Raw genomic sequence first — 26,334 nt, 5'->3', positions numbered from 1 at the left:
TTCTCCCTGAGAGTATTTCATCCACATTTACACAATCAGCCAGAAACAGGGTATGCTGTTTTACCAAGAAATCTTCCCTCTAATACAATCGGTGAGACAGCATAGACTTAGACAATTTAAGTAGTAATTTTTCCAGTTATCGCCCGCTCAGTCCAGCAAGCAACACTCATGTCTAGGATAGAGAATCAATTTACCGTACAATTTTGGGGCGTTCGCGGCAGCATCCCCAGCCCAGGGCCACACACCGTTCGCTACGGCGGTAATACCCCTTGCATATCAATGCAAGCGGGCGATAAACGCTTAGTTTTCGATGCTGGCACAGGACTACATGTTTTGGGGCAATCTTGGTTGCGCCAAATGCCGTTAGAAGGTCACATATTTTTTACTCACTCTCACTGGGATCACATGCAGGGTTTTCCCTTCTTTACCCCAGGATTTGTCAAGGGAAATGACTTTCATATCTACGGCGCGATCGCACCTGATGGCTCGACCATAGAGCAGCGCCTCAACGATCAAATGTTACACCCGAACTTTCCCGTACCTTTGCAGATTATGCAAGCCAATTTAAAGTTCTACGACATTCGACCGGGGCAACCAATCCACATCGATGACGTTACCGTAGAAACAGCACCTTTAAACCATCCAGGAGAAGCCGTAGGATACCGTGTCAACTGGCGTGGTGGTGCTGCTGCTTATATTACTGATACCGAACACTTTCCTGACCGACTCGATGACAATGTGCTGTGGCTAGCTCGTAATGCTGATATTCTGGTTTACGATTCCACCTACACAGATGAAGAATACCACTCCCCAAAAACACCAAAAATTGGCTGGGGACATTCTACTTGGCAAGAAGCGGTGAAAGTGGCACAAGCTGCTAACGTCAAAACTTTGGTAATTTACCACCACGACCCCGCCCACAATGACGACTTTTTGGATTGTGTAGGGCAACAAGCCTCTGAGAAATTTCCCGGTGCTATTATGGCACGGGAAGGAATGGTACTTCAGATTCCTACCTCAGTAGCTTTATCAGAATCTTTTCCTGTTAGTAAGTTTTCTACCTAAAGATTGCGATCGCAGGAATTGGAGATTTTAGATTAGATTGGTTATCAGAAGCTTTCAGCGCCAGAGCGTACCTGTTGGCTGCAAGGTGAGACAGCGCTGCCCAGAGTTGTCACGCCAACCATAGGATAAGGGCGACAACAGGAGGATAGACTTTATAGATTCACCAACACAGCCCAGGCACCCACAAGACCCTCTCTTGCGGCTGAATGAGGTTTTACCTCATTGCAGTCTCAACAAGAAACTAGAGCCTTTTTAGCTTTGGTATTTGGGGTATCTGAAATTAGCAATTAGCTGTCAACCAATTTTGGATTTTGGATTGAAACAGACAACAGTCTTCTCTGCGAGACGCTCCGCGAACGTCCCGCTACAAAGTTCGGGTATTAGTTCTGAAGATTTTGGATTTGTTCTGCCTATTAAGACCGAGGAATAAACCAAAATATAAAAATCTAAAATCTAAAATTAGTAGTCAAGCTGATGGCATAAGATCCTATCTGGGGCTACTTCCCGTGGGTTAGGCTTTTGGCTGATAGCTAAAAGGGGTGGCATCAACACCCTGGCTAATCGCACAAGACCTCATGGGCAATTGGTGAATGTCCTCCTCAAGGCGGTTTACCATAAGGTAGCTTCCTGCTGATAGCTAAAATAAACCTAAAATCTCAGAATCCACGTGCTAAATTTGTCTCAAAATGGGTGTTCTGTGTGGGTTGCTTCTTCGAGCGAAGGGCTGCTAACGCCGACTGCTGTTGCCCTTGGCAAGTTTGATGGTGTTCATCTTGGTCATCAAAGGGTAATTCAACCAGTCTTGCACCCTGGCGATCGCTTGTCAGTAGCCAGTAGTCCCCAGTCAAAGGAAAATCAACAACTAACAAATCAAGAATATACCTACTCAACAGTTGTCACCTTTGACCCCCATCCACAGGAGTTTTTTACGGGGCAACCCCGGACATTATTAACGCCACTGGATGAAAAAGTCCAACAATTGCGATCGCTTGGGGTAGAACAACTAGTATTACTACCCTTTGACAAAGAATTATCTGCTTTGACCCCCGAAGAATTCGTCCAAAAAATTCTCGTCCAGCAACTGCAATGCCAGCGAATTAGCATCGGGCAGGATTTTTGTTTTGGCGAAAAGCGCAGTGGCACTGCTAAAGATTTGCAATTAATCGCCGCTAAACACAATATCCCCGTTACCATCGTTCCCTTACAAACTTATACAGGTGACTCGCCCACCCAAAGTAGTTGCCTCAGTACTAATCCAACTCAAGATGCCCGCATTAGCACTTCATTGATCCGCCAAACCCTTGAGCAAGGCGACATCGAAAACGCAAATTTACTACTAGGTCGCCCCTATACTCTCTTTGGTGTTGTGGTTCAAGGTCAACAATTGGGTAGAACAATTGGCTTTCCCACCGCCAATCTCCAACTACCAAAAGAAAAGTTTTTGCCCCGCCAAGGAGTTTACGCTGTCCGTGTTTTTAGTCTTAGTGAAACATCAGATGCTTCTTCTAGTGAGAGCTTGGGCGTAATGAACATCGGCAACCGCCCAACTGTAAATGGTACTTATTCATCTGCGGAAGTACATTTATTCGATTGGTCTGGTGATTTGTATGGCAAAAAACTGGCTGTGGAACTAGTCAAATTTTTGCGCCCTGAACAAAAATTTCCTTCTCTAGAAGCCCTGAAAACACAAATTCAACTTGACTGCGTTGTTGCTAAAGAAGTTTTGAGTGCTGAGTGGGAACAATAGATAGGGCATGGGGCATGGGGCTTGGGGCATGGGTTATTAATTCATCTTCCCAATGCCCAATTCCCAATTCCCAATTCCCTACTCCCCACTCCCCGCACTGCATGAGAGAAAAAATTGACGCTTTAACACAAAATCTGGCTCTTACCATTGTTGGCAAAGCTGAGGCAATACGCTTAGTGCTAGTAGCCTTGCTAGGTGGTGGTCATGCCCTGCTAGAAGATGTTCCTGGTGTTGGTAAAACCCTACTCGCTAAATCTCTAGCTCGTTCACTGGATGGTAAGTTTCAACGCCTACAATGTACCCCCGATTTACTGCCAACTGATATTACTGGCACTAACATTTGGAACCCAAAAAGCGGCGAATTTACTTTTCTTCCTGGGCCAGTCTTTACCAATATTCTCTTAGCTGACGAAATTAACCGCGCTACACCTCGCACTCAGTCAGCTTTGCTGGAAGTGATGGAAGAACATCAGGTAACAGTTGATGGTGTCTCTCGTCCAGTTCCCCAGCCCTTCTTTGTCATTGCTACTCAAAACCCTATCGAGTATCAAGGTACTTTTCCCCTGCCGGAAGCGCAAATGGATCGGTTCATGTTGTCGCTCAGTTTGGGCTATCCTTCGGAGGCAGAAGAACTCCTGATGCTACAAAACCTTCAAAATGGTGTGAAGGTTGCTGATTTGCAGCCTTGTATTACCTTGGCAGAAGTACAGGAATTGCGTTACATCTGCTCTCAAGTAAAAGTGACAACTTCTTTGCAACAGTACATCCTCGAATTGGTACGGGCAACACGCCAAGATGAGGAAATCGCCCTTGGTGTCAGTCCGCGTGGCACATTAGCATTACAACGTGCTGCCCAAGCACTCGCTTTTCTATTAGGGCGTGATTATGTCATTCCCGATGATGTGAAGTTTCTTGTCCCTCATGTTCTTTGCCATCGCCTTATCCCAAGAGGAGGACGCAACGCTAGAACTGTTGTTGAGCGATTATTGCGATCGGTTTCTATTCCTTGAGGTAAAAAAGGTAGATAAGAGTTGTTTCTCAATCTTGGTCTAATTGCTTTCTCTTGAAATACCACTAACAGAATCTGAAATCCAATGCAACCCTGTATTAAAGGAAGGGATAGACTTAAATTCCCTTCTCTTGCTTGGATTTCAAATGTTAGAATTTCCTACAAAATAAGATAGAAAAAAAATTAGTGAGTTATGAAACAGGATTGATGCAGAAACTACAAGTATTTTGCTATTGACGATTTATTCCAGGTTGGATCGAGGAGTATATTAGTACAAATTAAATCTAAGATATTTTGGCTGATTTTTTTATTGAGTCAGGTTAAAACTACCAAGATATTTTTCGTTACATAGCCAGGAGTGTGCCACTGTAATTAATCTTAAGAGATGTATAAACGCAGAGCTGCTTGCCATTACTAAAACTACTTACACAAAATTTGAAACACTACCAATACTGCGTAAGTCCTATGATTAGCACAAGCGCCACTTTTAAATATCTGGGAATGTGAGGAATGTCAATTTTTGTTAAGCGCAAAACCCGCGATGAGCTACGCTCTGCCCGAAGCGATGCCTACGGCGGGCTACGCCAACGCCAAGCGTTACAGCAAAGTGCCGAACGCGAGTTCAAACGCCAATTTTTCGGTTTACTTCTGGTAATTGTCACGTGGAGCCTAGCTATGGGTTGGCTTCTAGCCTTGGCAACTAACGCTCACAGCGCTACTCCCCCCGTCGAAATTGGCACTGTTGACGTAGTACCTGCACAGTACCAACTGGGGCAAGAGCTGTATTTGGAAAACTGCTCCACCTGCCACATTGCCTTACCACCAGCCGTTTTACCCACCCAAACTTGGAAAAATCTCCTACAAGACTCGCAGCACTACGGCGCACAACTAAAGCCTTTGGTCGATCCGCCGCGCATTTTGGTGTGGAAATATCTTTCAACTTTCTCGCGTGTGCAGCGAGACGACGAAGAAACACCCTATCGCCTCAGTAACTCACGTTATTTCAAAGCTTTACATCCAGGAGTTAAGTTACCACGTCCCGTCCAGCTTGGCAGCTGTGTCAGCTGTCATCCCAGCGCTAGTAACTACAATTTTCGCCGCCTGTCAGCAGAATGGAAGTGAGGAGTAGAGACACGATTAATCGTGTCTCTACAGGAGTTAGGAGTTAAAAAATTCATAACTTATAACTCATAACTCTATTCCCCCACTCCTTCTCTGGCCCCATCTGGGGGCAAAATGATACTATGAAGAAAGACTAAATATAAGATAAGAGTTAAAACCAATCAGTTTACTAAATGATTGGCTAGTTTTTCTCCTGTTTTTGAGGTAATTCTCATTTGACACCCATCCACAACCAAGACGGTTGGGTTGGGTTAAATGTTTATAATCAATGCCGAACCTTTAATCCCCATCCCCCTTGATTCAGTTCTATAATCTGCCATGCTAAAACTTTTGTTGGGCGACCCCAACGCTCGTAAGCTTAAAAAATACCAACCTTCTGTTACTGAAATTAACCTTTTAGAGGAAGAAATTAAGGTTCTTTCCGATGAGGAGCTAAAAGGTAAAACCGTCGAATTTAAACAACGACTCGCCAAAGGTGAAGCCCTGGATGACCTTTTGCCAGAAGCTTACGCCGTTGTTCGGGAAGCAGGACGGCGAGTGTTAGGCTTGCGGCACTTTGATGTCCAACTCCTTGGCGGTATCATTTTGCACGTAGGGCAAATTGCCGAAATGAAAACTGGTGAGGGTAAAACGCTCGTAGCAACCTTACCAAGTTATTTAAATGCCCTGACTGGTAAAGGTGTACACGTCATCACCGTGAACGATTACCTGGCTCGTCGGGATGCTGAATGGATGGGACAGGTGCATCGGTTCTTGGGGTTGAGTGTGGGGCTAATCCAGTCAAGCATGACTCCCACTGAACGCCAGAAAAACTACGATTGCGATATCACTTATGTCACCAACAGCGAAGTCGGCTTTGACTACCTGCGGGATAACATGGCGACATCGATGGCAGATGTGGTGCAACGTCCGTTCAATTATTGCGTAATTGACGAGGTAGACTCAATTTTAATTGATGAGGCGCGGACACCTCTGATTATTTCTGGGCAGGTGGAAAGACCTACAGAAAAGTATCTGCAAGCTGCTGAAATAGCATTCACACTCAAAAAAGACGAGCATTATGATGTAGATGAAAAAGCTCGTAACGTGCTACTGACAGATGAAGGCTTTGCGGAAGCCGAAAATCTTTTGGGAGTCACAGATTTATTTGACCCAGAAGATCCTTGGGCACACTTCGTTTTCAATGCGATTAAAGCTAAAGAACTTTTCCTCAAGGATGTAAATTACATCGTCCGCAATGGGGAAGTAGTAATTGTGGATGAATTTACCGGTCGGGTATTACCTGGACGGCGTTGGAGTGATGGTCTACACCAGGCTATTGAAGCTAAAGAACACGAAGAGATTCAGCCAGAAACTCAAACTCTAGCGACAATTACTTATCAAAATCTTTTCTTGCTGTATCCAAAACTCGGTGGAATGACCGGAACAGCAAAAACGGAAGAACCAGAATTTGAAAAAATTTACAAACTGGAAGTTGCGGTAATTCCTACCAACCGTGACAGAAGACGCGAAGACTTGTCTGATATGGTCTTTAAGACAGAACCGGGCAAGTGGGGTGCGATCGCCAAAGAATGTGCCGAAATGCACGAACTCGGCAGACCTGTATTAGTGGGAACCACTAGTGTAGAAAAATCCGAACTTCTCAGCCGATTGTTGAAGCAGCTAGAGATTCCCCACGAATTACTCAACGCTAGACCGGAGAACGTCGAGCGGGAAGCGGAAATCGTCGCCCAAGCTGGACGGAAAGGAGCTGTCACCATTGCAACTAACATGGCTGGTAGAGGTACAGACATCATCTTGGGTGGTAACTCCGAATATATGGCACGTTTGAAGCTGCGGGAATACTTCATGCCCCGCATCGTCATGCCAGAAGATGAAGATAGCTTTGGCGTTCAAAGACCAGCCGGATTGCCTACAGGACATGGTGGCGGCCAAGGCTTTGTCCCTGGCAAAAAAGTCAAAACTTGGCGGGCTTCACCAGAAATTTTCCCCACCCAGTTAACAAAAGAAACAGAGAAACTACTCAAAGATGCAGTAGAAATTGCAGTACGAGAGTATGGCGATCGCAGTTTACCGGAACTCGAAGCTGAAGACAAGGTAGCTGTAGCTGCTGAAAAAGCTCCTATCGACGACCCTGTGATTCTAAAATTGCGGGAAGCTTACAACCGCGTTAAACAGGAATATGAACAATTTACTACCCGTGAACATGATGAGGTAGTGGGAATCGGTGGTTTGCACGTAATTGGTACAGAACGCCACGAATCGCGGCGGATTGATAACCAGTTGCGCGGACGTGCAGGTAGACAAGGCGACCCTGGAACCACGAGATTTTTCCTCAGTTTAGAGGATAACCTACTGCGGATTTTTGGTGGCGATCGCGTTGCTGGGTTAATGAATGCTTTCCAAGTGGAAGAAGATATGCCCATCGAGTCTGGGATGCTTACCCGCAGTTTGGAAGGCGCACAGAAAAAAGTCGAAACCTACTACTATGACATCCGTAAGCAGGTATTTGAGTATGACGAGGTGATGAACAATCAACGTCGTGCTATTTATGCTGAACGCCGCCGGGTTTTAGAAGGTCAAGATTTGAAAGAACAGGTAATCAAGTACGCTGAAAAAACGATGGATGACATCGTTGATTACTACATCAACATAGACTTACCCTCCGAAGAGTGGGAGTTAGAAAAGTTGGTTGAAAAAGTCAAAGAATTCGTCTATCTACTAGCAGACTTGCAACCAAATCAATTAGAAGATATGACAGTCGGCGAGATTAAAGCCTTCCTCCATGAACAGGTGCGGATTGCTTACGACCTCAAAGAAGCGCAAATTGACCAAGTTCAACCCGGACTCATGCGTCAAGCTGAACGTTTCTTTATTTTGCAACGCATTGATACCCTGTGGCGGGAACACCTGCAACAAATGGATGCCTTGCGCGAATCGGTAGGATTACGTGGTTACGGACAAAAAGACCCACTAATTGAGTATAAGAGCGAGGGTTACGAACTCTTTTTGGATATGATGGTCAACATCCGCCGAGATGTAGTTTACTCGTTGTTTATGTTCCAACCGCAGCCACAGCAGATGATGCAGGCATCATCAGAGATGGTGTAAGTAGAGAATATCTCATGCAGAGACGCAGAGGCGCAGAGGCGTTTTTGCGTCTTTGTATTTTAAGGCATCTCTCAAAAATATTTTGTTTTCAGGAGTTTGCTGAAATGGGTAAGCTGATACTACCAAATCTTCAGGGTAAGCAAATGGGGCAAGTAATAGTTACCCTTACTGTCACGAATCGCATTGATCAAGTTTTGGCTCAACGAGGCTTTATTTCTTCGGGGGAAGTTCGCTCTTATACTTTGGATAATGTTTTAGTTGATACGGGTGCAACTTTGCTGTGTTTACCTGCTAGCATTATTAATCAACTAGGTTTAGTTCAAGGTGGAGAAGCCCAGGTAGAGACTGCTGCTAGAGTGCAGCAGGGGCGAATTTTTCGAGATGTAGAACTAAGTATTGGAGAACGTCAAGGAACCTTTGATTGTCTGGAACTCACAGAAGTACCTTATGCCCTTTTGGGTGTAACGCCAATGGAAGTTTTAGGGTTAGAACCAGACCTTAAAAATCGGAAGTTGCGGATTTTGCCGATGAATTCTGAGCAAACTTATTTGAGTGTATTGTAAGCGATCGTATATTTTATGCTGAAAGCAGGTACTCAGTTTTTCAGGTTTGGCATTGGCTGGACAAACACTTTATAGGATTAGAAAGACCTCAGATAATCAGGGGAGGACAGAATTCATGAAACTAATAAAAGAAATAGTAAATTAATGGATGAAAAAGCTCTTATTTATCTGTAGCCAGAATAAATTGCGAAGCCCCACTGCTGAGGCTGTGTTTTCTGAATATGAAGGATTTGAAACAGACTCGGCAGGTTTAGATCGCCATGCTGAAGTACCATTATCAACTGAGGCTATTCAATGGGCTGATATGATATTTGTGATGGAAAAAACTCATAAAAGCAAGCTATCAAAAAATTTTCAGCCTTTTCTTAAAGATAAAAAAATTATCTGTTTAGATATACCAGATGAATATGAGTATATGGAACCAGCTTTAATTGAGTTGTTAAAACAGAAAGTTCTACCAATATTAAAAATTAAAAAATGAATATTCAAGAAGCTTTTAATGCTGCCGCAGGAGATTACGATAGCTTACGTCGGATTCTAATTCCCTGTTTTGATGATTTTTACAAAACAGCTGTTGAAATCATCCCAAGCGATGTCTACGACGGGCTACGCCTACGCACCACGCCGATAAAGGTTCTAGATTTGGGTGCTGGTACTGGACTTTACTCAGGTATGGTGCAATCTGTTTTCCCAAATGCAGAGTTTACCTTACTAGACTTAGCCCCTGAGATGTTAGAGAAAGCTAAGTTGAGATTTAGCAAAATGGGTAAATCTCCCAACATCTTAATTGGTGACTACATTGAGACTGATTTGGGTGATTCCTACGACCTGATAATTTCTGCTTTATCAATTCATCATCTGTCAGATTTTGAAAAAGAACTTCTTTATCAACGGATTTATGATGTCCTCAATCCTGGAGGGATATTTGTCAACGCTGACCAAGTTCTCGGCAAAACCCCTGATTTAGAAGAACTTTATCGTCAACACTGGTTAGATTCTGTCCGTGCTAAAGGTATCTCAGAAGAGGATCTTAAAGCTGCACAAAAACGCATGGAATACGATCGCATGGCAACCCTTGAGATTCAACTTCACTGGCTAGAAGCAGCTGGGTTTCAAAATGTGGATTGCTGGTACAAAAATTTTAGCTTTGCGGTTTTTGGTGGTTATAGACCGACTATTTAAGCACTATTTTTGTAATCCAGATTCCATGCAAAATTGATTATTTGCCAGAACAGTAGCTATTAATTTCCTTAACTATTGAACTTTCTTCGGTACTACTTTTTTTCAGAGATACCAAAAAGCCCTTTGCTGCTGGTAGATTCTTTTTATCTATAGCTCCTGCGGCATTATTCAATTCCTTGCTGATGTTCTGATAGAGTGTGATAAAGCGCCCTTGAAAACCTTGTAGCTTTTCATCTTTAATTTCGAGAGTTTTCATCTCTTGGGCAAGTGGATCTATCTTACCAGCAAGTTCAGTTAAAGCTTTAGAACCTTTTGCTGGATTAGGATTTTTACCAAATTCCTGACCTAGAGTAGATGCTTGATTTGCAACCTTGATGACTTTGTTACATTGGGCAACTTTACTTTCTCCACACCCTGCAAATAATAATGCGATCGCAGTAGTGACTGAAAGCATAAAACTTTGTTTAAATACGCGTTGCATAAATCCTATTATCTCCAACTAGATTTTGGGAAAGTTGGGCAGCAGAAATAGATGGCCAGCGAAAATACTTTTTTCTAAAAATAATCTTGATTTCTGTTGCCCTGTTACTTTATACTTCATTTTTTCGATAACGTGTATGTAATTACACTTAAGTAGCAAAATTTAACATTCGATATTCGGGTTGCAGTTTATTGTCCCAATTTGGGAATTAACTTCAATGTCGCAGCAGTGTTATCTGTGACATTCTTTTGTTGCGACAACATCTGGTGATATTCAATATTGCGCCAAGAGTCAACCATATCGTTGTAGTGGGTATGGAAAGCATGGCCTGATTGTCCAGGTGTATGAATTGCAACTGAGTTATCCAAATTTCCCAAATCTACGATCATCCGCAGGGAAGGAATATCTGTCACCTCAAAGGATTTATTTGCTCGCCATCGGTTAGCATTCACTGTTTCGCCGTTACCAGCAGTCGCAAATGCACCACGATTAAATAAACCTTCAATCGGTGCAACCCCAGATTTACCCAAAGTGGCATTACGGAAAGTAACAGTATGTAGTTTGCCCCAATTCCAGTTTTTCGGATCTTTGCTTTGAATCCCTTCTAGTTCATCCACGGCTTCTGTAAAGGATTGCCGCAGGATGTCGTCTCGGTTCTCAACTTTTGCGGTGTTGCGATTATCCCACCAAGAACTATTGGGCTGTTTTACCAAATTTGCTACCACAGCATACCAGCGATCGCCCCCATTGGGAAAGTATCTCTCAGGTAACTGATCGTGAAATGTGTCTCTTAGCAAGTGTTTCCAGAATACTTCAAACAAGGCAGCAGCCGATGATGTCATTCCCAACTGCAAATTCCAATCTCGTAGAAGTTTTTGGGCTGCTTGCAAGCGAGGGGTATCAACTGTGATAGATTGCAGTAGCGGTACTAATGTTTGTGCATTGAGATTGCGATCGTCACCCTGTATCTGCTGCACATCTTCTAGAGAAATCGGTTCGGTTTGTTGTGAAATCATCTCAACGATGCGCTGTGCCCGATAGCCATAAACCCAATCTGCGGTAATTAAATAAGGATATTTACGCATCGCTAAATTATTGGCAGTAGCAATATAGCCTTGAGACGGATTGAAACTTTTGGGTAACTTCTCAAAGTCAATATAGCCTTGCCACTCATATTCATCCGTCCAACCAGGAACGGGATAACGTCCATTTCCCTTGGCACGAATGGGGAATTTACCAGGCATTTGGTAGCCAATATTGCCATCCACGTCAGCATAGACCAAATTTTGAGCCGGGACATCATAATTACTAGCAGCAGTGCGAAATTCTTGCCAGTTTTGGGCGCGATTGATTTGGGGAATAGCATACCCTAATTTCGAAGGTTCTAGGGCTGTCCAGCGCAAAGCTACCGCATAGTTTTGCGGTATTTCTAATGGCTGACTTGGCTGGAACTTCTTAAGATTGGGTGAAACATCAGAGAGAATCGGCCCATGTCGGGTATAGCGCACTGTTTGCACAATCGGCTGACTTCCCGCAACTTGAATCGTCTCTTGCAGGAGTTTCATGTCAACCCATTTGCCATTTACCTCATACTGATTGGGGTTTTTGGGATTGATTTTCTCAATGTATAAATCCATCACATCAGATAGTACATTAGTTACACCCCAGGCAATGCGATCGCTATGACCGATAATTACCCCAATCATTCCCGCAAAGGAAAAGCCAGTAACGTTGTATGGACATTCTGCACTCTTAGATATGCAGTGCAAACCAACCTCGTACCATATAGAGGGTATTTGTACACCTAAGTGGGGGTCATTTGCCAAAATTGGCTTACCTGTATCTGTAAGCTCACCGGATATCACCCAGTTATTGGAACCAATGCCTATCCCCGTAGGCCCAATGAGTTGTTCCAAAGCCATCATCGGCTTGGTAATTGACTCTATTACTTCCTCAATACCAAAAGCGGTGAATTGTGTCTCGTCAGAATTTTCATCCTCTCCTGTTTTCCCTTTTTGGAACTCAGGTAAAATCGCTGGCAAGTCCTGAGGATAAGGTGGATAAAGTTCTTCTACTTGAGTGGGAGTAAGGGTTTTAAGTAGTATGGCACGTTCAACTTCACTCTGGAAATTTGTACCCAAATCGTAAGCCATCACCTTCCCCCAAGTTAGAGAATGCAATATTTGCCAAGGTTCTGGCTTATACCCAGGATTGAGGAATTTTAGCACAGCGTATTCTAGACTCAGGGCGTTACCTTGATGCTCTTTCAGATAAGCATTGACACCATCTGAATATGCTTCCAGGTATGCCTTCATCTCTGCATTGATTTCCTGAATTTCTTGCTGCGCCACCCTCGCCCAACCCATTGTCCGCAGATATCTATCAGTGTCAAGCTGAGAGGAACCAAACATTTCTGAGAGTCGCCCAGAACCAATGTGTCGCCAAAAATCCATTTGCCAAAAACGGTCTTGGGCGTGGATATAACCTTGCGCCATAAATAAATCGTGAGAGTTGGCAGCATAAATGTGGGGAATTCCCCATTTATCTCGCTGGACGGTTACTTCAGCTTTGAGTTCAGGTAGTTGAATTGTGCCACTCTCTTGCGGAAAGGATTGGCGCACAGTGTAGGTGGCGAATCCCACTAACAATAGCCCCAGCACTAACAGCACAATTAAAGTTCTTTTGAGAATCCGAGGAAACCAACGTTTCCTGAAGTTTTTTATTTGGGCTTGCAGTGGCATTGTTTAGTGAAATTACGCAATGTTACAACGTTGATATTACAGTAGAGCGAGCAATATTAATTTGATGCCCACAAAATTCTGGAGAAACTCCTCTAAACAAGTTGGCTGGTTAGAAAAAGAGACAAGGGAGCAGGGGGCATAGAGCCTGTTGCGCTAGCTTCCCGCTCTTTACGACAGGACTTACGCAAAATAATGGAAAAACGTTCGCGTAGCGTGCCGGAGGCATACCGTAAAGGCGCATAGACGCGGAGCGGCTTCCCGCAGGGTAGGACACAAAGGAATGAGAGTTTCAGAGAGTTATTGCGTAAGTTTTATAGGAGAGCCACTTAGTAGAAGTGGGGGACTTAGACCTATATTCCGAAGAAGCTTCACGACAGTAAAAAAGAGTGATTTCTCCCTGCGTCTTCGATTGAGCAATCATCTGGCAATTAGAGCGTTGCTGATTGCGTGCGGTATGAAAATGATTGTGCTTTGTGGTGAAAATCCTTGTAGAGACGTAAAATTTTACGTCTCTACATCCAAAATTCATACCTCGATTCAGCAATGCCGCAAATAGTTCAGTATTGATAGCCTACCCATCACAATAGGCTATCAATACTCTGTTTTTTCTTGACAACTTTATTGGTCAAAAAGCTTACTTCAAAGTTCCCAAAACGGGCGCTACCTCAACCTCTGAAATTTGCGGAACCAATAATCGATTAGCATAAATCTGAGGATTTGTTTGCGAGACTATGGCATAAGACTGGCGAAGATTAGCATTCACTGCTACAGTTTTCACGTCGTACATTTGCATCGCCATCTTGGGATAGAAACCAATACCAATAATCATCAGCAGAAAACAGGCAGCGATAAACACTTCACGGGGTCTAGCATCGTCGTAGACTGCATCTTCTGGCACGAAGCAATCTGTACCAAAACAAACTGTTCCCTCATCTTCTTGATTTTCTGATCCTGCATTATTAATGTCGCATATCAGCGCTGCACCCTGACCATAAAATACCTCTCGCAGCATGGAAAGTAAATAAATGGGTGTGAGGATAACTCCAACTGCGGCGAGAAAAACTGTGACAGTGCAGAAAGTTGAACTGTAAACGTCACTGCTTGTCATACCAACAAATACCGATAGTTCGCCAGCAAAGCCGCTCATACCGGGAAGTGCTAGAGATGCCATCGCTCCAATTGTAAACAGGGCAAAGACTTTGGGCATGGCTTGACCAATACCGCCCATATCTTTCATTACCATTGTGTGGGTGCGATCATAAGTAACTCCAGCCAAGAAGAACAGCACTGAGGCAATCAAACCATGCGAGATCATTTGCAACATTGCACCGTTGATTCCCAAATCAGTGAATGAGGCAATCCCAAGCAGCACAAACCCCATGTGGGAAATCGACGAATAAGCCAAACGCCGCTTCATATTCGTCTGAGCAAAGGAGTTTAATGCACCATAGATAATGTTGACAACACCCAGAATGGCTAGAACCGGCGCAAAGTAAATGTGTGCATCGGGGAGTAGCTCAAGATTCAGGCGAATTAGTCCATATCCACCCATCTTTAGCAACACACCAGCCAAAATCATCGATACAGGAGAGGATGCTTCGCCGTGGGCATCAGGCAACCAGGTATGCATCGGGAAAACAGCGAGCTTGACACCAAATGCAATCAATAACCCTGCATAAAGTAGCAGTTGTAGACCAAGGGGATATTCCTTATTTGCGAGGGCAGTTATGTCAAATGTCATATCACCGCCGCCGTATAACCCCATTGCTAAGGCTGCGACCAAAATAAATATAGAAGCGGCTGCGGTATACAACAAAAATTTCGTAGCCGCATAACGCCGTCTTTGTCCACCCCAAATACAGACTAGTAGGTAGACGGGAATCAGTTCTACTTCCCACATAATGAAAAATAGCAGCAAGTCTTTGGCAACGAACACCCCAACCTGTGCAGAATACAGCACTAGCATTAAAAAATAGAAGAGGCGGGGGCGGTGATCGACTTGCCAAGCTGAAAAAATCGAGAGTGTGGTGACAAATCCTGCTAGAAGCACAAGTGGCACTGAAAGTCCATCAACTGATAATGCCCAGTTCAAGCCTAACTGAGGCATCCAGGCATAACTTTCTACAAGTTGAAAACTAGCATTGTTGGCATCGTAATGCTTCCAAAAGGCATAGCACATCAAGGCAAAGTCTGCAATACCTACACCCAGTGCATACCACCGCACGAGCTTGCCATCTTTATCAGGTAGCACAGGGATGAGCAGGGAAGCAACGAGTGGCAGCAAGACAATCGCGGTAAGCCAGGGAAATTGATCCGCTATCATGTATATGAGGAAAAATACTTATTTGTTCGTCAATTATGTCATTTTACTAAAGTGTGTAACAATTTCTTAATAAATCTTCTTACAGGTAATCGTTTTGACTAAAAAACAATTATTGTTCAGCATATTTACGGCACTAATCCAGCCCGCAAAGCACGGACGGCAGCCTGTGTACGGTCAGCAACACAGAGTTTATTGAGAATACCTCTAACATGAGTTTTTACAGTACCGACTGTTAAATAGAGCCTTTTAGCAATTTCTGCATTGTCACACCCAGCGACAATCAACTCTAAAACATCCATCTCTCGGTGAGTTAAAGGATAGCTGACTATACTTTTCTCAACATCTGGGTCAATACCTTCAATCAAGACTCTTTTTCCAGATGCGCCTCTGCTACCATCGGGGAAATCTTGACGTATTTGCTGTAGTACAAGGTCTGCGATCGCAGGATCAATCCATGAGCTACCTGCATAAGTCGTTTGCACAGCCTCAACTAGTTTCTCTGTTTCGATATCCTTCATGCAATAAGAATCTGCACCTGCTGCAAAAGCGGCTAAAACTGCCTGCTCGCTATTCTGCATCGTTAAAATTAGCAGCTTTGTGGTGTAATCTTCATTCTCTGCTTGATATTGCCTAAATGTGCGTGTTAGCTCAATACCATCCATGTCAGGCAAACCGATGTCAATAGTGGCAACATCAGGCTTGAGAGTTTTCAGAAGCTTGATGCCGTCGGCTGCATTGGCTGCTTCACCAACAATGTTAAACTCTGGCTGGGTTTGTAAGGCAGACCGTAAGCCGATTCTCGTAAGGTTGTGATCTTCGATCACGAGGATCTTGATTTCACTCATAGTTGCTTAATTTTACTGCTATCTATCTGGAGTACAGATTAAAATAATTTTGTTCTTCTATTCGGTATCTTATACAAAAAGCAATGCTTTTGGTATTTTTCCTGAACTTCATCTACCATTAGACATAAATAACTTTATCTTGGAAGTTTTTCTCAGGCAAGAGTTTCCATCTGCCAATATAATTCAATCAAAAAATATTTTTATACATTCACCGGATGATAGATTTTTTATGGTAGACAATTTTTCACTGAAAATTCAGCTAGCAAGCAAAAGTCGGTAACTATTAAATAATTACCCTTGCAGTGGCTATGATAGCCTAAATACAATGGATTAAGCGACCTTAACCTAAGACCCAGACACAGATATTGTTTGGAGAAGTAAACGAATAATCTACTAAGTAGAGAATAATAACATTAAACTAATTAATGCTAATCTTGCTTTGTTTAGCAGTATTTTTACTTAGAAAACAAGATACTCAATTCGGGAAACTTTAAAGGAAAATGTGAATCCTTAATAATCTCAGCGCTGGTAAAGTAAGCTATTACTAGATTTGCTAGCGATAGCCAAGCACTTCTTTTTTTTATTCAGCCATGTCTTTAACTAAAAGTGTCAAAAAAGATAAAATTCTCGCTGTCGATGATGTTTTTGACAATCTACTGGTCTTAGAAGCAGTCCTAGAAGATGAGGGCTATGAAATTAGCTTGGTGGAAGATAGCAAAATTGCTCTGGCTATGGTTGAGGAGTCACCACCAGACATCATTCTCTTAGATGTGATGATGCCAGAGATAGATGGCTATGAATTTACTCGACGCATCCGACAGAATCCGGCGTTGCCATTTATCCCTATTCTGCTGCTAACGGCTCACTATGAGTCTAGCGTTGTGGAAGGACTCGATGCTGGTGCAGATGACTTTATTCGTAAACCATTCGATCCTGATGAACTACATGCACGAGTGCGATCGCTCTTGCGCCTCAAGCATAGCATCGACGAACGAGATCAGATGGCTAACCTGCGGGCAGATTTTGTCTCGCGTTTTACTCACGATTTACGTATACCGTTAGTAGCCTCCAACCGCGTTTTAAAATTATTGTTGGAAGGCAGGTTTTGCGAAGTTTCGCCACAATTGCAAGAAATCATTGATACCATGATTGGCAGTAATCAAGACCTGCTGGAAATGGTAAATACCTTGCTAGAAGTTTATCGTCATGAAGCGGGCTGTAAAACCTTAAAAATTTCTCCCTGCAATATTGAAGAACTAGTTAGTGAAGTTTCCCAAGAATTAACTCCCTTAGCTGAAGAAAAAGGATTAATTGTAAACATAGAGCGAGATGAAACTGCAAGCACCGTCATGGGCGATCGCTTAGAACTGCGGCGAGTTTTAACAAATATTATCGGCAATGCTATCAAATTTACAGACAAAGGTTCTGTAGATATTCACTGCCATCTCACTCCAGCAGATGTGACTATTGATATCCAAGATACGGGGCCGGGAATTTCTAAACAAGATCAGGCAATATTATTTGAGCGATTTCGTCAAGGTAAACACCAGCGTTCTGGTAGTGGTTTGGGACTATATCTATCTCGCTGTATTATCGAAGCACATCAAGGCACAATTGATGTAACATCTGAGCCAGGGCAGGGTAGTACATTTACTATTCGTCTACCTGTAGCAGCCGACAATTAAAAGTGAGGAAATTTTAGAATAAAAAATAGTGTTCACAGACAAAATCCGTGAACACTAAAAGATGGGAGGAGTCAGGCAAAAAATTATTACTTATCAATTTCTGGAACAACATTGGGACGTTCTTTCTCTTCCCAACCTACAGGACGTTTGGAATTGTACCAAGCAATTGACCCTATAGTAACAGCAGCGATAAAGCCCAATCCTAATAACGCTGTCAGCACAATAAAATAACTAGAATTACCTTGTGATGTTAAAGGGATGTCTGTTAAAAGATAGGTAAATAAAAGATTAATCATGAATCGACACCTTTTGAAAATCTATGAGAGGTTGCAAAATGTATTGTGAAATCGGTATTTTAAAAATGCCTAAAAACCAAGCTAAAAACAGATTTAATAGAGGAAGAAGGTTTAGCAAATAATTATTTAGCCTACACCTTCTTCCTAAATCAAGTTCAGCCTATTCTAAAGTCTTTTTTACTTCATCTTTGATATTTTCAGCAGTGTGACGAACTTGGGCTTCAGCTTGTTTAGCTTTACCTTCAGCTTTATCGTTAGGGTTGCCAGTTACTTCACCAACTGCTTCTTGTACTTTTCCTTCGACGTTCTTTGCAAAAGCCTTTGCTCTATCTTCGATACTCATATACTTTTTTCCTTATGTTAACTAGTGATTATTTATTGCTTGCTAAGAAAGCGTTGCAATGTTTATATATTACTTTTAGACAAGTTTTAATTCTTCTATCTGGCGATGTTTTTATGAAGAATATTTGTGTCCATTGTACATAGTTATTTAAAGGTTAAATTCATCTTTAAGAATTCAAGTAATATCCAAAAGATAGAAAGGATTTATTCTATTATTCTATCTTGAGAGAAAATCATTTGCTACTTTAGCTAGATAATGATGCAGATGTCTAGCCTAAATTAGCGGTTAAGAAATACTCAGAATGTGAAAACTGCAACTTGAGTTAGCAGTACGGCTGCACAAACAAGTAATTTATTATACTTTAAGCGCTGATAAACATCTGGCACAACAAAATAGATAGTCGAGATATAAGAAAATATTCTAATATTCCAATACTGCTTACTTAAATGGAAAAGGGTAAGGGGAAAAAGAGTGCAAGACTTGATATATAAGGTTTTTCCCCTTTAAGCTTTCCCTTAACCCCAAAACCCGACAAGTATTGTCTAATATTCGTAGTTCCAGAAAAATGGTGTTGTCACAAATCTTAGGCGGAAAGAAACATAATTTTTCAAGTTTTAACTGAAGAGTAGTTTAGCTAGTGCAAGAAAGCAGAGAGAAGTCTGTAGATTTTTCTGCGACTTTCCGCAGGGTACGGAACTTCAAAGAGACAGCAGGAAAGAAAGCTTGATTTACAAGCTTTTGTTACCTTTTTAAACTGGATAGTTATTTATGCTATACCGCACTAGTAAAACTTGTAACTAATTTCTCACTAAAGACAGCAAGAACAAGTATTTACGTTTATTTCTATTTATCAAGGTATTTATGCAATCAAATTCTACTACTCAACCAACTTCTAACTCCCAATATGTAGATTCTCGGATGCAAACTGATGTATCTGTTAACATTTTCATCGGATTTTCTATTTTAATTACAATGATTGTGTTTGTAGGATTTAATATCTATAAGAAACACCGTGCGGCTGTTCTCAGTCAGCAAATTGCTTCATTAGAAAAACTGTGGCTTTTGAATATTAAGAAAAAAAGAGCTTGAAGAAAAACAATATAGACAATGAAGTACTTATTTATAATTTGGGTGCTTATACTCTCTTTAATCGCTCCTAATGCGGCGATCGCTCAAGCAAGACAACCCTACACCTTAATATCGGGACTTGGCGCAATCCACCATCCAGTTTCTACTGCTAATGCTCAGGCGCAAGAGTTTTTTGATCAGGGATTAAATTTAATTTACGCTTTCAATCATGATGAGGCGGTGCGTTCTTTTCAACACGCAGCCAAACTCGATCCGTATTTAGCGATCGCATATTGGGGTATTGCTCTGGCTTTAGGCCCCAATATTAACTTAGAAATCGATCCCAATCGAGAATTAGCTGCTTACCAAGCGGTACAGCAAGCTTTAGCACTTTCCACCAAAGCATCTAAGCAGGAACGAGACTACATTACCGCCTTAGCAAAACGTTACTCCCAAGATCCTGGTGCAGACTTGTATCAACTAGCGGTAGACTACGCAAAAGCAATGGCAACCCTAGTTGAGCTATATCCTGATGATTTAGATGCGGCAACGCTTTACGCTGAAAGCTTGATGGATCTGCATCCGTGGCAGCACTGGACTAAAGATGGAAAGCCACAGCCAGATACAGAAAAAATTGTGGCTATTTTAGAATCAGTTCTCAAGCGTAACCCGAATCATACGGGGGCCAATCATTACTATATCCATGCGGTGGAAGCCTCGCCTTCCCCAGAAAGGGCCCTTGTCAGTGCCAAAAGACTAGGAACCCTAGCGCCAGCAGCAGGACACTTGGTACACATGCCTTCCCATATTTATTTTCGTGTAGGAGATTATGAAGGGGCAATGCAGGCGAACGAGCAGGCGATCGCTCAAGATGATATTTACATCAAAAAATATCAAGTCCAGGGTACTTACCCCATGATGTACTACAACCACAATGTACATTTTCTCATGGTGGCCAGCAGCATGGCAGGAAAATATGAAGATGCTCTCCAAGCCGCAGATAAATTAGTCGTAAATGCTACTGCTATAAACCCATATATACCAATGCTTGAGGGATTCCTGGGCAGCAAAATGCTGATTCAGACACGCTTTAGTGATTGGGATGCCATCTTAAAAACTCCTGCTCCCGATGTTAAATTGCCTACTACCACAGCACTTTGGCATTTTGCTCGCGGTATGGCTATGGCTACCACAGGCAAACTTGAAGAGGCAGCAAGTGAAAGTCTGGCATTACTTGCTGCCAAACAGGAAATTTCTACCGAAGCAACTATCGGATTAAGCCCCGCCAGTCGCATTTTAGACATTGCCTCAAAAGTTCTCGATGCCAAAATTGCTACAAAAAATAATGATTATGAATATGCCATTCAATTATTAGAAAAAGCGACAGTAGCAGAAGATGCGCTTGATTACGTAGAACCACCAGACTGGTACTTTCCCACGCGGGAATCTTTGGGCGCTGTGCTTTTGGCTAAGGGTGATTATAGAGAGGCGGAGAAAGTCTTTCGTGCCGATCTAGAAAAGTATCCCCATAATGGGCGTTCTCTATTTGGCTTACAGGCAACTTTGCAGGCATTGGGGAAAGAAGACGCTGCTCAAGTTGTCAAAGCCGACTTGCAAACAGCTTGGAAAGGTCAAACAATTCGGGGTTTTAGATTTTAGCAAGAAAGGTAGAAGGCAGAGGGCAGGAGGCAGAAGGAATACTGCCCTCTGCCCTCTGCTGCGAACCATTGCGGAGCAAGGGTTTAAGCCCCACTCCAAAATCTTTGATTTGGTGTCCTGCAAGACGATCCTGCGTCGCTAACGCTGCGCTATCAGTGTAGGTCTGTTCGCGGAGCGTCTCCTAGAGAAGCCTACACGCTCATTGCAACCTTCTGCCTAGCCTTCGGCAACGCTTCCGCGAACTGCCTTCTGCCTCCTGCCTCCTGCCTTCTTCACATTGGCCCCATACCTAGCGGGTTATCCAAAAAAGTACAAGCCGAAATAGCCTTTATTTGTTGCCTGACTTTGGCTTTCGTATTAAAATTTTGGAGTAATGCTTCATGGTTAATGCAGTCAAACATTCAATTCGGATATTCTAAAGATGTGCCCCTGTATGTCTGATTTCCTTTATCACCCTACAGGATTTATCTTCTTCCATTTCCAACCCTTTTTTGTATTGGGCTGTACTTAGGGTAGCTGGGGCAGGCGATCGCATTTACGCGATCGTATCACTGGTTAACTATCTACTGGATGCAGAGAGATGGCTCTTATGTCATCCTAGATTTAGGAGAGTTAATTTAGTGACGTCTTTGATTTTAGTATTGAAAGGCTTTTCCTTTTAGTATTTACAGACTTCTCAGAGAAATTAAAATCTCTACACAGTGATGATTTTGGAGCGAATCGATGTCAATTTACGTAGGTAACCTCTCTTATGACGTTACACAAGAAGATTTAAGTGGTATTTTTGCAGAATATGGTACTGTAAAGCGAGTACAAGTACCTACTGACCGTGAAACAGGTCGTCCGCGAGGCTTTGCTTTTGTGGAAATGGGAACTGAAGCGGAAGAAACAGCTGCCATTGAAGCTCTCGACGGTGCTGAGTGGATGGGTCGCGACCTGAAAGTAAATAAGGCTAAACCCAAGGAAGATAGAGGTGATAGAGGTTCCTTTGGTGGAAACCGAGGAGGATACGGCGGTGGCGGCGGACGCGGCGGACGCTACTAAACTTTGGAAACAAAAAAAATTTACCAATAGTCTTAAGGTCAGACAAACAACAGTCTGTCTTTTTTTTGTAATGTTCCCGCCTGATTAAGTCAACTTAGTAGGAGAAATAATGACCCAAGTAATTGTCGGTGACAATGAACACATTGAATCAGCCTTACGACGATTTAAGCGAGAAGTTTCCAAGGCTGGAATTTTTCCAGACATGAGAAAGCATCGTCATTTTGAAACACCCTTAGAAAAACGCAAGCGCAAAGAAGTCGCCAAGCACAGACAGAGTAAGAGAAGTTTTCGTAATTAAGGGCTGACATAGCTATAAAAGAAAACCTTCATAGATTCTATGAGGGTTTTCCTTTTGCCTATTTAAAAATCAGGAAACCTCAAGAAACGCTAAAATCAAGTCAGCCTTTGTATTGTAGCGGTTGTGTCCCACATCACTCAGAGTGCGGTTCACTGCATAAATCCTGATTGTCAACGTCCTTATCCCCAACCTTGGGGAAACAAATTTTGCAACAGCTGTGGCGCACCGCTAGAGTTGTTAGACCGCTATGTTCCACTTCAGCCATTAGGTTCGGGAGGATTTGCTCAAATTTACACGGTTTGGGATGAAAAAACTCAAACCGAGAAAGTGCTGAAAGTGTTGGTAGAAGATTCACCAAAGGCACTGGAATTATTTACCCAAGAGGCGGCAGTTTTATCTAGTTTGCAGCATCCAGGTGTGCCCGCAGTCGATGCTGAAGGGTATTTTCAGGTACAACTGTTTAACCCCAAGCCGCACCAACTACCTTGTCTGGTAATGGAAAAAATCAATGGACGGACTTTAGAGGAGATATTAAAAAAGTTTCCCCAAGGATGTCCAGAGAAGTTGGTTGTCAACTGGTTTGCCCAAACTGTAGAGATTTTACAAGAATTACACAAACGTCAAATTATTCATCGGGATATTAAACCTTCTAATTTAATGCTGGGCACATCTTCGCCCACTGTCAGCCTACCTCAAGGGCAAATAGAAGGCGATCGCCTGGTACTAATTGATTTTGGTGGGGCCAAGCAATTTAGCCCCTCTAAGCTGCGTTCTCAGTCTAGTTCCACCCGATTATTTTCTTCTGGTTACAGTCCACCAGAACAAGTGAGTGGAAGTATTGTCGGGCCAAGTGCCGATTTTTATGCCCTTGGTCGAACGGTGATTGAACTGCTAACAGGCAAATACCCGCTCGAGTTGGAAGATCAACAAACAGGGAAATTGCGCTGGCGTACTGCGGCGAATGTCAACCCGCAACTAGCAGATTTACTAGATGAGATGGTGCAGGAGGATGTGCGATCGCGTCCAGCAAATGCAGCTATGATTCAAAAACGGTTGGCGAAGATTTCTCAACCATTACCGCCGCCGGGATTATTTGCCCAACTGCGAGATCAGTTGAAGCTTGCTTCAACGCAAGTTTCCCAGAGATTTACACTGCTAATCCAAGCTATTGAACAAGTTTTAGCGAACTTTAGCCAAGCTGTCACTAAAACCGTTATTTTTATCGCTCAGACAATCATCAAAATTTTCCAAGCTTGTTTGGCGACGATTTGGGCGATGATTTTGGCTTATGTTGGCGCTTGTTTTGGTGCGATCGCTGGTTTTATTTTGGCATATCACACCAACTTGGGGAGTTGGGTTGTGGAATTTATTTCAAGTCAGCTAAACCAATTAGTCCCAAATACTCAAACCGTCTTTGGGGCAGATATTTTGGTATTCATCGCCGCAGGCTGGGGAACCGCTTGGGGACTGACAGCATCCGGGTGTTTTGGTCAACGGCGGCGCTTTTTAGTAGCATCGCTGATGGGCATGATTAGCTATGGATTTGGCTGGTTCATTTTGCAATTAATCACACCAAAAGACAGTGGCGAGGGCTTAGTGGCAGTGATTCTAGTAGCAGCTTGCCTACTCACATTAAGCTTAGGTCTTCGCAGCCATCACATAGTGTACGCCGTGTTAGCTGCCTTTGGTAGTGCGATCGCCTACGCATTTTTGATTGTTTTGAGGTTGGCACCACCGCTCTTCCAATTTACTAGTCAACCAGCCTGGTCAGAGTTACAGTTACCTCTGATTTTTTTTGGTTCTGTAGGCTTCTTTATCAGCTTCTGGTTAGGAGTGAGTTACTACCTAATTGTCCCTGGATTGCGCTTTTTAGGGTGGCGATGAAAGAGGAAGGAGGGATTCCTATATTTAGGACTTGCGTAAGCGGTATTGGCAGAAAGTAGGAGCAGGGAGCAGAGGGAAAAGGATTTCAGCATTTGCGCTTTGGGGAAACTTCCAAGGCGATCGCCCTTTGACTCGTTGTATAACTATATTTATAGCTATTCTAAAAACAGATGACCCGATGTTATGAGGTGGGTTGCGAATGCTGAACATTTCTCTGCCAGAGCAGGTTCAATCGTTTGTCGAGGAGCAAGCTAAAGTAGAAGGCTTTAACTCACCGCATGAGTATATCTATCAATTGATTTTGCGGGAACAGGCGCGGGTCGCCCAGCAAAACCGGGTTGAGGTGCTGCTACTAGAGGGGTTAGACAGCGGAGAAGCAATTGTTGCAACCGATGATTGGTGGGAGCAGAAGCGTACTCAGCTAGTTGAACAATTTCAGCAGCCAGATGCATGACGAAACGCATTATCATCTTGCCGTTGGCAAGCCAAGATTTGGATAACTATTTTGCATACATTGTAGAAAATAATGTTGAAGCTGCCTTGCATTTCTTTGATTCTGCTCGGATGACTATTGCCCAACTTGCCAAAATGCCAGAAGTGGGTAGCCTTTATCGCGTTAGCAATCCTCGTTTACAGGGACTACGAAAGTGGGCAGTGAAACACTACCGGAAGTACCTGATTTTTTACATTGTATGGGAGGATGCCATTGAGGTTGTACGAATCCTATACGCAACACAAGATATCAGCAGCATTTTGGATAGTGAGGGATAAGGAGCGATCGTTGAAAAGCTGATTTTACCAATATGCGATCAGCGATCGCGCTTTGAGGAACGAAACCCAACATTTTCATTGATTTGTTGGGTTTTACTTCCCTACGGGACGCTACGCGAAGGTTCAACTCAACCTATATGTAGAGTTTATGGTTTTAATCAAGTGCCCAAAAACAAGATCCCCCTAGCCGTATTTTTCATCGAGCTAGGGGGATCACATATATGGTAGTCTATAAAAGGTTCGGTATAGTTCCTTACGAATCGATTCTATAGCCTATATTTCAGTTTGGGTAGTATTACCATTAGAATTTATAGTATTTTTACAGCTTCTTAATGAATGCTTCATCCCTGTTCTTCCCTAGAGAAGCGGTATATGTGAGTATGACAGTACGCAATGTGCGTAACTTGTCATTTTTGTAGATATCTGTAAAAAATATGAAATTTAAGATTGTTGCTACCGTCGTTTTGTTAGCTTGTTTTGGGTTTGCAGAGCAGGCCCTGGCGTTAAATCAACTAGATTTGGATCAGTTGAAGGCAACAAATGCCTGTCCTAGGTGTAGTTTGAATGGTGCTGACCTAACTCAACTGAATCTAACTGGAGCAAATTTGCGAGGGGCTGACTTGAGTGGTGCAACATTATCTAAAGCTAATCTTACCAATGCCGACCTCACCGGTGCAAATTTAGAAGGTGCGATTCTGAATTCGGTCAATCTTATAGGTGCTTCCTTAACCGGAGCAAATTTGAAATCAGCATCCCTGGAAAACGCTGATTTATCTTATGCCGGTTTTATCAGTGCCAATTTGGAAGCAGCAAACTTAAAAGATGCTAAATTGCAGTTTACTAATTTTCGGGGGGCTAACTTCCGACTAACAACTATGGCGAATGGTGTCGTCACCTCTGATAAGCCCTATGGTTGGTCTTTAGAGCGTCAAAATCCCAGAGAATGTAACGAGTTCAAACCCGAAAATACTCCAGGCACAACCTGTTATTCAAAATAAATGGGGAATTGGGAATGGGGAATGGTTAAGTTGTTATTAATTAATCTCCCTCTGATCCCTGCTCCCTGCCCCCTGCTCCCTGCCCCCTTGCCCCTTCAC

23 protein-coding genes are annotated in these 26,334 nt (G+C 42.9%); 17 read left to right on the top strand and 6 right to left on the bottom strand.

Features of this window, described 5'->3' with window-relative positions; genetic code table 11:
* The first annotated feature begins 168 nt into the window (after positions 1 to 168).
* The 8 genes from G1O98_RS13720 (at position 169) to G1O98_RS13685 (ending at position 9,799) form a co-directional block, all read left to right on the top strand.
* Entirely contained in the window at positions 169 to 1,065 is an 897-nt protein-coding gene (locus G1O98_RS13720) for an MBL fold metallo-hydrolase (protein WP_114084775.1), read from the top strand.
* Positions 1,066 to 1,732: 667 nt separating this feature from the next.
* The gene (locus G1O98_RS13715) at positions 1,733 to 2,812 is read left to right on the top strand and encodes a bifunctional riboflavin kinase/FAD synthetase (protein ID WP_163929313.1); all 1,080 of its coding nucleotides are present in this window, start codon (positions 1,733 to 1,735) and stop codon (positions 2,810 to 2,812) included.
* A gap of 101 nt (positions 2,813 to 2,913) precedes the next feature.
* Entirely contained in the window at positions 2,914 to 3,822 is a 909-nt protein-coding gene (locus G1O98_RS13710) for a MoxR family ATPase (RefSeq protein WP_163929312.1), read from the top strand.
* A gap of 509 nt (positions 3,823 to 4,331) precedes the next feature.
* The gene (locus G1O98_RS13705) at positions 4,332 to 4,943 is read left to right on the top strand and encodes a diheme cytochrome c (protein WP_243458434.1); all 612 of its coding nucleotides are present in this window, start codon (positions 4,332 to 4,334) and stop codon (positions 4,941 to 4,943) included.
* Between the two features lie 318 nt (positions 4,944 to 5,261).
* Positions 5,262 to 8,054, top strand: coding sequence for a preprotein translocase subunit SecA (gene secA, locus G1O98_RS13700; RefSeq protein ID WP_163929311.1), 2,793 nt, complete (start codon positions 5,262 to 5,264; stop codon positions 8,052 to 8,054).
* 104 nt (positions 8,055 to 8,158) lie between these two features.
* Positions 8,159 to 8,617, top strand: coding sequence for an aspartyl protease family protein (locus G1O98_RS13695; protein WP_163929328.1), 459 nt, complete (start codon positions 8,159 to 8,161; stop codon positions 8,615 to 8,617).
* A gap of 148 nt (positions 8,618 to 8,765) precedes the next feature.
* Positions 8,766 to 9,098, top strand: a complete 333-nt coding sequence (locus tag G1O98_RS13690) for a low molecular weight protein tyrosine phosphatase family protein (RefSeq protein WP_163929310.1) — start codon at positions 8,766 to 8,768, stop codon at positions 9,096 to 9,098.
* Positions 9,095 to 9,799: a class I SAM-dependent methyltransferase gene (locus tag G1O98_RS13685; RefSeq protein ID WP_163929309.1), complete on the top strand. Its 705-nt coding sequence runs from the start codon at positions 9,095 to 9,097 to the stop codon at positions 9,797 to 9,799. Before G1O98_RS13690 ends, G1O98_RS13685 begins: the two co-directional genes overlap by 4 nt.
* A gap of 37 nt (positions 9,800 to 9,836) precedes the next feature.
* Here the strand turns inward: G1O98_RS13685 and G1O98_RS13680 are convergent, their stop codons facing one another.
* The 4 genes from G1O98_RS13680 to G1O98_RS13665 all read right to left on the bottom strand — a co-directional run bounded on the left by G1O98_RS13680 (position 9,837) and on the right by G1O98_RS13665 (position 16,189).
* Entirely contained in the window at positions 9,837 to 10,280 is a 444-nt protein-coding gene (locus tag G1O98_RS13680) for a hypothetical protein (RefSeq protein ID WP_163929308.1), read from the bottom strand.
* 188 nt (positions 10,281 to 10,468) lie between these two features.
* Positions 10,469 to 13,021: a penicillin acylase family protein gene (locus G1O98_RS13675; protein WP_175586663.1), complete on the bottom strand. Its 2,553-nt coding sequence runs from the start codon at positions 13,019 to 13,021 to the stop codon at positions 10,469 to 10,471.
* A gap of 634 nt (positions 13,022 to 13,655) precedes the next feature.
* The gene (locus G1O98_RS13670) at positions 13,656 to 15,344 is read right to left on the bottom strand and encodes an NAD(P)H-quinone oxidoreductase subunit 4 (RefSeq protein WP_163929307.1); all 1,689 of its coding nucleotides are present in this window, start codon (positions 15,342 to 15,344) and stop codon (positions 13,656 to 13,658) included.
* 125 nt (positions 15,345 to 15,469) lie between these two features.
* Positions 15,470 to 16,189: a response regulator transcription factor gene (locus G1O98_RS13665; RefSeq protein ID WP_114084785.1), complete on the bottom strand. Its 720-nt coding sequence runs from the start codon at positions 16,187 to 16,189 to the stop codon at positions 15,470 to 15,472.
* A 590-nt stretch (positions 16,190 to 16,779) separates the two neighbouring features.
* On the opposite strand from G1O98_RS13665, the gene G1O98_RS13660 reads away from it, so the two are divergent.
* Positions 16,780 to 17,874, top strand: a complete 1,095-nt coding sequence (locus G1O98_RS13660; protein WP_163929306.1) for a hybrid sensor histidine kinase/response regulator — start codon at positions 16,780 to 16,782, stop codon at positions 17,872 to 17,874.
* An 86-nt stretch (positions 17,875 to 17,960) separates the two neighbouring features.
* On the opposite strand, the gene G1O98_RS13655 is transcribed toward G1O98_RS13660, so the two are convergent.
* Positions 17,961 to 18,170, bottom strand: coding sequence for a hypothetical protein (locus G1O98_RS13655; RefSeq protein ID WP_163929305.1), 210 nt, complete (start codon positions 18,168 to 18,170; stop codon positions 17,961 to 17,963).
* A gap of 160 nt (positions 18,171 to 18,330) precedes the next feature.
* Positions 18,331 to 18,513 (bottom strand): CsbD family protein, encoded by a 183-nt coding sequence (locus G1O98_RS13650; RefSeq protein WP_012407712.1) that lies wholly within the window; start codon positions 18,511 to 18,513, stop codon positions 18,331 to 18,333.
* A gap of 861 nt (positions 18,514 to 19,374) precedes the next feature.
* Here G1O98_RS13650 and G1O98_RS13645 point away from each other — a divergent pair.
* From G1O98_RS13645 to G1O98_RS13610, 8 genes are all read left to right on the top strand, one after another.
* Positions 19,375 to 19,602 (top strand): hypothetical protein, encoded by a 228-nt coding sequence (locus G1O98_RS13645; RefSeq protein ID WP_163929304.1) that lies wholly within the window; start codon positions 19,375 to 19,377, stop codon positions 19,600 to 19,602.
* An 18-nt stretch (positions 19,603 to 19,620) separates the two neighbouring features.
* A complete protein-coding gene (locus G1O98_RS13640; RefSeq protein WP_163929303.1) occupies positions 19,621 to 21,240 on the top strand; it encodes a hypothetical protein in 1,620 nt (539 codons plus the stop codon).
* A 723-nt stretch (positions 21,241 to 21,963) separates the two neighbouring features.
* Positions 21,964 to 22,284, top strand: coding sequence for an RNA-binding protein (locus G1O98_RS13635; RefSeq protein WP_012407715.1), 321 nt, complete (start codon positions 21,964 to 21,966; stop codon positions 22,282 to 22,284).
* A gap of 109 nt (positions 22,285 to 22,393) precedes the next feature.
* Positions 22,394 to 22,582, top strand: a complete 189-nt coding sequence (rpsU, locus tag G1O98_RS13630; protein WP_012407716.1) for a 30S ribosomal protein S21 — start codon at positions 22,394 to 22,396, stop codon at positions 22,580 to 22,582.
* A 123-nt stretch (positions 22,583 to 22,705) separates the two neighbouring features.
* The gene (locus tag G1O98_RS13625; RefSeq protein WP_163929302.1) at positions 22,706 to 24,466 is read left to right on the top strand and encodes a serine/threonine-protein kinase; all 1,761 of its coding nucleotides are present in this window, start codon (positions 22,706 to 22,708) and stop codon (positions 24,464 to 24,466) included.
* Positions 24,467 to 24,665: 199 nt separating this feature from the next.
* The gene (locus G1O98_RS13620; protein ID WP_163929301.1) at positions 24,666 to 24,920 is read left to right on the top strand and encodes a type II toxin-antitoxin system ParD family antitoxin; all 255 of its coding nucleotides are present in this window, start codon (positions 24,666 to 24,668) and stop codon (positions 24,918 to 24,920) included.
* Positions 24,917 to 25,237 carry a type II toxin-antitoxin system RelE/ParE family toxin gene (locus tag G1O98_RS13615; RefSeq protein WP_163929300.1) on the top strand — a complete coding sequence of 107 codons (321 nt, stop codon included), beginning with the start codon at positions 24,917 to 24,919 and terminating at the stop codon, positions 25,235 to 25,237. The genes G1O98_RS13620 and G1O98_RS13615 overlap by 4 nt, the downstream gene beginning before the upstream one ends.
* 434 nt (positions 25,238 to 25,671) lie before the next feature.
* Complete coding sequence (locus G1O98_RS13610; protein ID WP_163929299.1) at positions 25,672 to 26,235, top strand: pentapeptide repeat-containing protein; 564 nt, start codon at positions 25,672 to 25,674, stop codon at positions 26,233 to 26,235.
* Positions 26,236 to 26,334: the final 99 nt, after the last annotated feature.

This window comes from Nostoc sp. UIC 10630 (genome assembly GCF_010747425.1).
Taxonomy (GTDB): Bacteria; Cyanobacteriota; Cyanobacteriia; order Cyanobacteriales; family Nostocaceae; genus Nostoc.
This window is presented reverse-complemented; position numbering and strand designations above follow the sequence as displayed.

Bases quoted from the DNA above. Each gene is read 5' to 3' on its own strand.
- G1O98_RS13690 (WP_163929310.1), top strand. From the start codon at position 8,766: ATGAAAAAGCTCTTATTTATCTGTAGCCAGAATAAATTGCGAAGCCCC.
- G1O98_RS13675 (WP_175586663.1), bottom strand. From the start codon at position 13,021: ATGCCACTGCAAGCCCAAATAAAAAACTTCAGGAAACGTTGGTTTCCT.
- G1O98_RS13710 (WP_163929312.1), top strand. From the start codon at position 2,914: ATGAGAGAAAAAATTGACGCTTTAACACAAAATCTGGCTCTTACCATT.
- G1O98_RS13655 (WP_163929305.1), bottom strand. From the start codon at position 18,170: ATGATTAATCTTTTATTTACCTATCTTTTAACAGACATCCCTTTAACA.
- G1O98_RS13680 (WP_163929308.1), bottom strand. From the start codon at position 10,280: ATGCAACGCGTATTTAAACAAAGTTTTATGCTTTCAGTCACTACTGCG.
- G1O98_RS13665 (WP_114084785.1), bottom strand. From the start codon at position 16,189: ATGAGTGAAATCAAGATCCTCGTGATCGAAGATCACAACCTTACGAGA.
- G1O98_RS13650 (WP_012407712.1), bottom strand. From the start codon at position 18,513: ATGAGTATCGAAGATAGAGCAAAGGCTTTTGCAAAGAACGTCGAAGGA.
- G1O98_RS13610 (WP_163929299.1), top strand. From the start codon at position 25,672: ATGAAATTTAAGATTGTTGCTACCGTCGTTTTGTTAGCTTGTTTTGGG.
- G1O98_RS13695 (WP_163929328.1), top strand. From the start codon at position 8,159: ATGGGTAAGCTGATACTACCAAATCTTCAGGGTAAGCAAATGGGGCAA.
- G1O98_RS13635 (WP_012407715.1), top strand. From the start codon at position 21,964: ATGTCAATTTACGTAGGTAACCTCTCTTATGACGTTACACAAGAAGAT.
- G1O98_RS13645 (WP_163929304.1), top strand. From the start codon at position 19,375: ATGCAATCAAATTCTACTACTCAACCAACTTCTAACTCCCAATATGTA.
- G1O98_RS13685 (WP_163929309.1), top strand. From the start codon at position 9,095: ATGAATATTCAAGAAGCTTTTAATGCTGCCGCAGGAGATTACGATAGC.
- secA (WP_163929311.1), top strand. From the start codon at position 5,262: ATGCTAAAACTTTTGTTGGGCGACCCCAACGCTCGTAAGCTTAAAAAA.
- G1O98_RS13670 (WP_163929307.1), bottom strand. From the start codon at position 15,344: ATGATAGCGGATCAATTTCCCTGGCTTACCGCGATTGTCTTGCTGCCA.
- G1O98_RS13660 (WP_163929306.1), top strand. From the start codon at position 16,780: ATGTCTTTAACTAAAAGTGTCAAAAAAGATAAAATTCTCGCTGTCGAT.
- G1O98_RS13620 (WP_163929301.1), top strand. From the start codon at position 24,666: ATGCTGAACATTTCTCTGCCAGAGCAGGTTCAATCGTTTGTCGAGGAG.
- G1O98_RS13640 (WP_163929303.1), top strand. From the start codon at position 19,621: ATGAAGTACTTATTTATAATTTGGGTGCTTATACTCTCTTTAATCGCT.
- G1O98_RS13615 (WP_163929300.1), top strand. From the start codon at position 24,917: ATGACGAAACGCATTATCATCTTGCCGTTGGCAAGCCAAGATTTGGAT.
- G1O98_RS13720 (WP_114084775.1), top strand. From the start codon at position 169: ATGTCTAGGATAGAGAATCAATTTACCGTACAATTTTGGGGCGTTCGC.
- rpsU (WP_012407716.1), top strand. From the start codon at position 22,394: ATGACCCAAGTAATTGTCGGTGACAATGAACACATTGAATCAGCCTTA.
- G1O98_RS13705 (WP_243458434.1), top strand. From the start codon at position 4,332: ATGTCAATTTTTGTTAAGCGCAAAACCCGCGATGAGCTACGCTCTGCC.